Annotated in this window: 6 protein-coding genes, 1 pseudogene and 1 other annotated feature; of the genes and pseudogenes, 1 reads left to right on the top strand and 6 read right to left on the bottom strand. The window is 63.2% G+C overall.

Translation table 11 applies throughout. The annotated features are described in order from the left end of the window. Positions 1–14 precede the first annotated feature (14 nt). Positions 15–2,507: a TIM-barrel domain-containing protein gene (locus H6B15_RS13620; RefSeq protein WP_204648554.1), complete on the bottom strand. Its 2,493-nt coding sequence runs from the start codon at positions 2,505–2,507 to the stop codon at positions 15–17. A gap of 156 nt (positions 2,508–2,663) precedes the next feature. Here H6B15_RS13620 and H6B15_RS13625 point away from each other — a divergent pair, with 156 nt between their 5' ends. After that, the gene (locus tag H6B15_RS13625) at positions 2,664–3,539 is read left to right on the top strand and encodes an AraC family transcriptional regulator (RefSeq protein WP_204648555.1); all 876 of its coding nucleotides are present in this window, start codon (positions 2,664–2,666) and stop codon (positions 3,537–3,539) included. A 111-nt stretch (positions 3,540–3,650) separates the two neighbouring features. Here H6B15_RS13625 and H6B15_RS13630 read toward each other — a convergent pair whose 3' ends face one another. The 5 genes and pseudogenes from H6B15_RS13630 to H6B15_RS13650 form a co-directional block, all read right to left on the bottom strand. Next, positions 3,651–5,033 carry a TrpB-like pyridoxal phosphate-dependent enzyme gene (locus tag H6B15_RS13630; protein ID WP_204648556.1) on the bottom strand — a complete coding sequence of 461 codons (1,383 nt, stop codon included), beginning with the start codon at positions 5,031–5,033 and terminating at the stop codon, positions 3,651–3,653. A gap of 75 nt (positions 5,034–5,108) precedes the next feature. After that, positions 5,109–5,363, bottom strand: a binding site (T-box leader). A gap of 128 nt (positions 5,364–5,491) precedes the next feature. Next, entirely contained in the window at positions 5,492–7,132 is a 1,641-nt protein-coding gene (gene hcp, locus H6B15_RS13635) for a hydroxylamine reductase (protein ID WP_204648557.1), read from the bottom strand. Between the two features lie 46 nt (positions 7,133–7,178). Next, a complete protein-coding gene (locus H6B15_RS13640; RefSeq protein ID WP_204648558.1) occupies positions 7,179–7,364 on the bottom strand; it encodes a ferredoxin in 186 nt (61 codons plus the stop codon). Positions 7,365–7,415: 51 nt separating this feature from the next. Beyond that, a complete protein-coding gene (locus H6B15_RS13645) occupies positions 7,416–7,742 on the bottom strand; it encodes a cupin domain-containing protein (RefSeq protein ID WP_204648559.1) in 327 nt (108 codons plus the stop codon). A 71-nt stretch (positions 7,743–7,813) separates the two neighbouring features. Further along, positions 7,814–8,266 (bottom strand): annotated as a pseudogene (locus tag H6B15_RS13650) (4Fe-4S ferredoxin); the annotation flags it as partial.

Below are 8,266 nucleotides of genomic sequence, written 5' to 3' on the forward strand. Positions count from 1 at the left end.
GATTTTTTGTCGTTTTACATTTCGATGCGGTAGAAATCCTCAAAGGAGACGGTGAGGGTGGTGTCCTTTTTGGGGTTGCGGTATTTCACCAGCACCGCCCGCTTGGTCTGGCTGTAATACCAGCCCTCGGCCGCCGCCTCGAACCTGCGGCGGTTGAGGAAGTGCTCCAGGCGGCGGTCCCCCAAGGCCACCCAGTAGGGGCTGCGGTCCTTGCGGATCATCTCCACCGTCACCTGTTCCACCCAGTCGGTGTAGCTGCCCCGGGCCGCAAAGGCCACCCGAACCACATTGCCGCCGGTCATGGTGATGCTTGTCTTGCGGCAGACGCCTTTGCGGCAGTCGTTGCTCACCCCGTCGTCATCGTACAGGGTGTAGGTGCTGTCCCGCCCGGGGGCCAGCAGCAGGTGCAGACGGGTGGTGTGGTCCCGCTCCATGCTCATGAGCTGGTTGTCCGCCATGGGGATGATGGCCCCTTCCCGGATGAACCTGGGAATGGTTTCCAGGGTCACCGGCACTTCCACCGTCTGCCCGCCCTCGTAGCAGGTGAAGCAGCGGTCCCAGGCATACCACCGGCCCCCCGCAGGCAGGTAGACCCGCCGGGTGGCGGCGCCGGGTTCCAGCACGTTGGCCACCAGGATGTCCCGCCCGAAGAGGAAGGTATAGCTCTCGTCGTAGACCTTGGGGTCGTCCTGGAACTCGTAGACCAGCGGCCGCATGATCGGCGCGCCGGTGCGGCTGGCCTCGTACTCTGCCGAATAGAGGTAGGGGGTCATGCGGTAGCGCAGCAGGATGGCGTCCCGGATGAGGGGGGCGGCGTCCCGGTACATCCAGGGTTCGGTGACCGTGTTGTCGGTGCTGGCCGAGTGGATGGAAAACCGGGGCTGGAAGATACCGTTCTGCACCCAGCGCACAAAGAGTTCCTCCTCCGGCGCGGGGCCGAAGAACCCGCCGATGTCGGCGCCCTCGTTGGGCTGGCCGGACAGCCCCATGCCGGTAATGATGGGAATGTTGCCCCGCAGGGACTGCCAGCTGGTGTAGTTGTCCCCGCACCAGGTCTGGGCGTAGCGCTGCACCCCCGAAGTGCCGCTGCGGCAGACGATGTAGGGCCGGGCATCGGGGTTGTGCCCGGTGACGGCCTCGGCCCCCACCTGGCACATGAGGGTGCTCATCAGCGCCTTGAGCTGGCCGATGGTGCCGCCCTTGCCGTCAAAATCGCAGCGGGCATCCTTGTCCAGCAGGCTGTCATACTCGCAGTTGTCGTTCCACACCGAGTCGGTGCCCTTGTCCAGCAGCTCGGCGGTGAGGTATTCCTTCCAGGCACGGCGGCCTTCGGGGCTGGTGAAGTCCCAGAAAGCCCCGGGTCCGCCCCACCATTTGCCCACCGCCCAGGTGTCTTCCTCCGAATCCCGCACAAAGACGCGGCGGGCGCTGAATTCCTGGAACCGGGGATGGCACAGCAGCACCCCGGGCTTGATGTTGGGCACGTTCTGGGCGCCTTTTTCGTTCATGGCCGCAAAGTAGGCGGCCGGGTCGGGAAAGCGCCTGCGGTTCCAGGTAAAGACGCATCGCTTGCCCTGCCAGGCGGTGTAGCCGGAAGAAAGGTGGAAGCCATCGATGGGAAAGCCTTCCTCCTTGATGGTGTCGATGAAATCCAGCACCGCCTGATCGCTGTTCTCTTCCAGTTCGGGGTAGTACATGGAGGAGCCCTGGTACCCCAGCGCCCGCTTGGGCAGCAGGGCCGGACGGCCGGTGAGCAGGGTGTAGTTGTCCACCACCCGGCGCAGGGTGTCCCCCGCCAGCAGGAACAGGTCGATGTCCCCGCCGTCCGCCTGCCAGTAGGTGTAGCGGGGCCAGTAGTTGCTCTTCTCGCACCCCATGTTGAAGACGGATTCGTAGAAGTTGTGGTAGAATACCCCCACCGCCTTGCGGGTTTTGCGGTTCAGCCGGATGTAAAAGGGAATGTGCTTGTACAGGGTGTCCGCCCGGTCGGGGTCATAGCCCAGGGAATCGGTGGCCCGCTGGCGCAGGAACCGCATGTTCTTGTTCAGCGGGCCGGTCTTCTCCCCGAAGCCGTAGAAGCAGTCGTCCTCCTCCATGCGGCTGTAGTGGGTGATGCGCCGGTTGGAATCCAGGGTGTAGGGGGTGCCCGCCAGGTCGGCGTACAGAAGGTCCCCGGCGGCGTTGTACAGCCGGAACCCCAGCGGGTCCTTGCCCAGTTCCAGGCGCACCGCCCCGGTGGAAAACCGGATGCTGTCCCCGTCTTCCTCCACCCGGGGGGCCACCGGTTCCACCCGGGTGCGGCTGTCCCCGAACAGGGGGTCCAGCCGGTCCGCCCAGGCGGTGGTGGCCAGCACGTAGGATTCCTCCTCCAGTTTGCGGTCAAAGGCCACCCGCACCCGGACGATCTCCGGGGTGACAAAGCAGACCCAGATGTCCGCGCAGTTGGTGTGCACCAGAAATCCGCCCTTGTGGGGTTCCATCCCCTGGTACTGTCTGCAAAGTTTCATTTCCTTGCGCCTCCGTTCTATATCACGTTTTGCCTGTTTTTGGCCTGTTTTTTCCATCATAGCAGAGATTTTCCGGAAAAACCGCCTTGTTTTGTGACCAGAATATGGCAATTTGTGATATACTGGAGTCATTCCCCCAGGAAAGGAGCCCCCGCCATGGAATCCCATGCCTTGTCTTACGCCGACCAGAACCTGACCCAGGAGCTGGCCGCCCGCCGCCTGCCCTGGGACAAGGTGGTGGTGGGCTGGTACACCAACCGGCAGGTGCGGCAGTCGGTGACCCACGCCCACCCCTACCACGAGTACATTTACATGGTCAGCGGCCGGGCGTGGTATCACGTGGACGGCAGCCGCTACGAGCTGCGCCCCGGGGAACTGCTGCTGATCCCCCCGGGAACGGTGCACACCGGCTACTACGACACCTACGACCGGCTGATCTTACAGGTGGACGACGGGTTCTGGCACCAGAGCCTGGAAGGGGCGGGGGCGGCCCCTGCCCTGCCCGACCGCCTGCTGATTCTGCACCGGGAGCCGGTGGAAAACTGGGGCATCCGGGAGCTGATGGAGCGGGCCGCCGCGGCGGCAGGCATGGCCAACGAGAGCGAAAAAGAGCTGATGTACCGCTGTCTTCTGATTCAATTGGCCCTGAGCATCCGGCAGATCATCGCCGCCGACGGGGTGGCCCCGCCCGCCGCCACCAGTCCCCTGGTGGCCCGGGCTGTCGCCTACCTGCAGGCCCACTACCGGGACCCGGGACTGAACGTGAACGAACTGGCCCGCCACACCTATGTGAGCCGGGAGCATCTGTCCCGGGTGTTCCGGGCCTATACCTCCCGGAGCGTGCACGACTACCTGACCGAACTGCGGATGCAAAGCTGCCGCCGGGACATTGCGGCGGGCAAACGGATTCTGGACGCCTGCCTGGAAAACGGCTTTTCGGATTACAGCAGCTTTCTCAAAAGTTTCCGCAAACGGTACGGTATTTCTCCCCAGGAATACCGGGCCCGGCTGCGCACCGCCCTGCAGCCGTGACCCCACAAGAAAAAGGTCCCGTCCGAAAGGACGGGACCTTTTCCGTGCGGTTTGCCGGCCCGGCCGCGAGGGTGCCGGCGGCATTCCGGGAATGGCAGTTTTCCGACGGGCTCAATCCTGACCGGGAACCTGGGGCAGCCGGGCAAAGCTGGCTTCCAGTTCCGCATCGGTGGGGATGGTGTCGGTCATTTCGCCGTTGTGGAATTTCTCGTAGGCCACCATGTCGAAGTAGCCGGTGCCGGTCAGGCCGAAGAGGATGGTCTTCTCCTCCCCGGTTTCCTTGCAGCGCAGGGCTTCGTCGATGGCCACCCGGATGGCGTGGCTGCTTTCGGGGGCGGGCAGGATGCCCTCCACCCGGGCGAACTCCTCGGCGGCCTCAAAGACCTTGGTCTGTTCCACGGCCACCGCTTCCATCAGGCCGTCGTGGTACAGCTGGGAGAGCACCGAGCTCATGCCGTGGTACCGCAGGCCGCCCGCGTGGTTGGGGGACGGGATGAAGTTGCTGCCCAGGGTGTACATCTTGGCCAGGGGGCAGACCATGCCGGTGTCGCAGAAGTCATAGGCGAACTTGCCCCGGGTGAAGCTGGGGCAGGAGGCGGGTTCCACCGCGATGATGCGGTAGTCCTGTTCGCCCCGCAGCTTCTGGCCCATGAAGGGGGAGATCAGGCCGCCCAGGTTGCTGCCGCCCCCCGCACAGCCGATGATGATATCCGGCACCACCCCGTATTTGTCCAGGGCGGCCTTGGATTCCAGGCCGATGACGCTCTGGTGCAGCAGCACCTGATTGAGCACGCTGCCCAGCACGTAGCGGTAGCCGGGGGTGGTGGTGGCCTTTTCCACCGCCTCGCTGATGGCGCAGCCCAAAGACCCGGTGGTGCCGGGGTGTTCGGCCAGGATGCGGCGGCCCACCTGGGTGGTGGTGGAGGGGGACGGCGTCACCGAGGCGCCGTACACCCGCATGACCTCCCGGCGGAAAGGTTTCTGTTCATAGGAGCACTTGACCATATACACCTGGCAGTCCAGGCCCAGGTAGGCGCAGGCCATGGACAAAGCGGTGCCCCACTGGCCGGCGCCAGTCTCGGTGGTGACCCCCTTCAGGCCCTGCTGTTTGGCGTAGTAGGCCTGGGCGATGGCGCTGTTCAGCTTGTGGCTGCCGGAGGTGTTGTTGCCCTCGAACTTGTAGTAGATCTTGGCGGGGGTGCCCAGCTTTTTCTCCAGGCAGTAGGCCCGCACCAGGGGGGAGGGACGGTACATCTTGTAGAAATGCCGGATTTCGTCGGGAATGGGAATTTCCCGGGTGTCGTTGTCCAGTTCCTGGCGGATGAGCTCATCGCAGAACACCGGGCGCAGGTCCTCGTACCCCATGGGCTGACCGGTGGCCGGGTTGAGCAGCGGCGCGGGCTTGTTCTTCATGTCGGCCCGGACGTTGTACCAGGTGCGGGGCATTTCCTCTTCGGACAGGTAGATCTTGTAAGGGATTTTTTCTGCGGCCATCTTGTCGGCTCCTTTCCGTGGGCCCTGAGGGACAAAAAAACGGCTTTTGTCCCACGGGGCATGTGTAAAAATACCCTTTGGGACAAAAGCCGGAAAAGCTTCTGCGGTGCCACCCAAATTGACGAAGAAGACTCTTCGCCCCCTCTTTCGACGTGCCAACACACATCGTTCCCTGTAACGGTGGAATTCCGTCGGGTCCTACTGGGAGATTCTCCGTTCGGCCCGCCCTCGGCAGTCCATTCGGCAGGGGCCTTTCCGCCGCGATCTCACCGCCCGCGGCTCTCTTGGGGAAACACCTTCCTGCGTACTTCTCTGCGTCATCGGTTTGCTTCAACGGGTTAAACCGTTGAATTGTTTTTGAGTTTACACACCTCGTTCTGGTTTGTCAAGCACTTTGTTGATTTTTGCCCTTCTGCACAATCCGGTGCACCCGCTTTTGGCAATAGTGCGCAAAAATTTCAGCAGGATTCACCGAAGAACAGTTTCATGTCCTCTTCCACCGTGCCGATGCCCGCAATGCCGAAGTTGTCCACCAGGACCTTGGCCACGTTGGGGCTGAGGAAGGCGGGCAGGGTGGGGCCCAGATGGATGTTCTTGACCCCCAGGTAGAGCAGGGCCAGCAGCACGATGACCGCCTTCTGCTCATACCAGGCAATGTTGTAGATGATGGGCAGGTCGTTGATGTCCTCCAGGCCGAAGACCTCCTTCAGCTTGAGGGCGATGACCGCCAGAGAGTAGGAGTCGTTGCACTGGCCGGCATCCAGCACCCGGGGAATGCCCCCGATGTCGCCCAGGTCCAGCTTGTTGTACTTGTACTTGGCGCAGCCGGCGGTGAGGATGACGGTATCCCCGGGCAGGGCCTTGGCGAATTCGGTGTAGTATTCCCGGCTCTTGGCGCGGCCGTCGCAGCCGGCCATGACCACAAACTTTTTGATGGCACCGGACTGGACCGCCTCCACGATCTTGTCCGCCAGGGCCAGCACCTGGGCGTGGGCAAAGCCGCCCACGATCTCGCCTGTCTCGATCTGGGCCGGGGGCGGGCAGGTCTTGGCCTGCTGGATGAGGGCGGAGAAGTCCTTGGGCTCCCCGATGCCCCCGGGAATGTGCTTGCAGCCCGGATAGCCCGCGGCGCCGGTGGTGTACAGCCGGTCCTTGTAGCTGTCCTTGGGGGGCACGATGCAGTTGGTGGTCATGAGGATGGGGCCGTGGAAGGATTCAAACTCTTCCTTCTGCTTCCACCAGGCGTTGCCGTAGTTGCCCACAAAGTTGGGGTATTTCTTGAAGGCCGGGTAGTAGTGGGCGGGCAGCATCTCGGAGTGGGTGTACACGTCCACCCCGGTGCCCTGGGTCTGTTCCAGCAGCATTTCCAGATCCCGCAGATCGTGGCCGGACACCAGAATGCCGGGGTTCTTGCCCACCCCGATGGAAACCCGGGTGATCTCCGGATTGCCGTAGGCGGCGGTGTTGGCGGCGTCCAGCAGGGCCATGCCCGCCACGCCGTACTTGCCGGTTTCCATGGTCAGGGCCACCAGGTCGTCGGCGGTCAGGCTATCGTCCAGGGTGGCGGCCAGGGCCCGCTGCAGGAAGGCGTCGGTGTCCTCGTCATCCTTCAGCAGGGCGTTGGCGTGCTTGGAGTAGGCGGACAGACCCTTCAGACCGTAGGTGATCAGCTCCCGCAGAGAGCGGATGTCCTCGTTTTCGGTGGAGAGCACCCCCACCTGCTTGGCCTTGGCGTCCCAGTCCCCCGCCCCGTCCCACAGGGCGGCTTCGGGCAGGCTGGCGGTATCGCCCAGCTTGGCCAGCAGCTCGGCCTTGGTGTCCAGGGTGGCCCGGATGCGGGCCATGATGGCCTGCTTGTCAAAGTTGGCGTTGGTGATGGTGGTGAACAGGTTGAGGGTGATCAGATGGTTGACCGCTGCCGGCACCGGCTGTCCGGCCTTGCGCAGGGCGGTGGTCACGGCGGAAAGGCCTTTGCTCACATACACCAGCAGGTCCTGCATGGCGGCCACGTCGGGCTGTTTGCCGCAGACGCCCACCATGGTGCATCCTTTGCAGCCGGCGGTCTCCTGACACTGATAACAAAACATCTTCTGATCCATGGGTAGGGTTCTCCTTATGGGGTGATTGGAATTTTGGGGGGATATCTTACTGCCAGCTGATGGCCGACACCGGGCAGTTGTCGATGGCGGTCTGCACATCGTCCCGGTTTTCCTCGGTAACGGTGCCGTAGGATTCGGACTTGCCCTCGTCTCCCAGGCGGAAGACGGCGTCGCAGGTGGCGCAGCACAGGCCGCAGCCGATACAGGTATCCTGATCAACAAATGCTTTCATGGTACATTCTCCTTTGGTTGTGTGGTTTTGGTATATTTGTGCAGGCGGTGTTCAGAACACCACCACCAGCAGCATCTTGAAGGCTTCCTGGCCGTAGACGGCATGGGGATGGCCGGCGGGCATGACGATGGACTCCCCTTCTTTCAGCAGATAGTCCTTGCCGTCAATGGTGATCTTGCCCACCCCGTCCAGGCAGGTCACGAAGGCATCGCCGCCGGATGCGTGGGTGCTGATCTCCTCCCCTTTGGCAAAGGAAAAGAGAGTGATGCTCAGCGCCTGGTTCTGGGCCAGGGTCTTGCTGACCACCTGCCCTTCCTGGTAGGCAATCTGGTCCTTGAGCACCAGCACTTCGGCCTGGGAAATGTTCTTCATCCTCATACTGAACCTCCGATCCGCAGTACGGAAAGTATCGTCCGCTTGTTGTGTTTTATTCGGTTTCACGGTGTTTTTCAGTCCAGGATCCGGCCGTCCACCGAGATGGTCACCACCTGCCAGGGCAGGAACTTGCCGCTGGCCTGCAGGGCCTTTTTGGCCGCGAATTCCAGCCCGCCGCAGCAGGGCACTTCCATGCGCAGGATGGTCACGCTCTGGATGTTGTTGTCCCGGATGATGGCGGTGAGCTTTTCGCTGTAGTCCACGTTGTCCAGCTTGGGGCAGCCCACCAAGGTGATCTTGCCCCGCATGAAATCCTGGTGCAGGTTGGCGTAGGCAAAGGCGGTGCAGTCCGCCGCGATGAGCAGCTTGGCCCCGTCAAAATAGGGGGCGTTCACCGGCACCAGCTTGATCTGGCAGGGCCACTGGCCCAGCTGGGACGCCGCCGGGGCCCGGGCGGGCATGTCCGCCGCCGGGGCGGGGCGGTCAAACCGGCGCAGCTGCTGGCCGGGGCAGCCCCCGTGGTGGGC

This window comes from Gemmiger formicilis, assembly GCF_016900095.1.
Lineage (GTDB): Bacteria > Bacillota > Clostridia > Oscillospirales > Ruminococcaceae > Gemmiger > Gemmiger formicilis_A.

Bases quoted from the DNA above. Each gene is read 5' to 3' on its own strand.
- H6B15_RS13640 (WP_204648558.1), bottom strand. From the start codon at position 7,364: ATGAAAGCATTTGTTGATCAGGATACCTGTATCGGCTGCGGCCTGTGC.
- H6B15_RS13645 (WP_204648559.1), bottom strand. From the start codon at position 7,742: ATGAGGATGAAGAACATTTCCCAGGCCGAAGTGCTGGTGCTCAAGGAC.
- hcp (WP_204648557.1), bottom strand. From the start codon at position 7,132: ATGGATCAGAAGATGTTTTGTTATCAGTGTCAGGAGACCGCCGGCTGC.
- H6B15_RS13620 (WP_204648554.1), bottom strand. From the start codon at position 2,507: ATGAAACTTTGCAGACAGTACCAGGGGATGGAACCCCACAAGGGCGGA.
- H6B15_RS13625 (WP_204648555.1), top strand. From the start codon at position 2,664: ATGGAATCCCATGCCTTGTCTTACGCCGACCAGAACCTGACCCAGGAG.
- H6B15_RS13630 (WP_204648556.1), bottom strand. From the start codon at position 5,033: ATGGCCGCAGAAAAAATCCCTTACAAGATCTACCTGTCCGAAGAGGAA.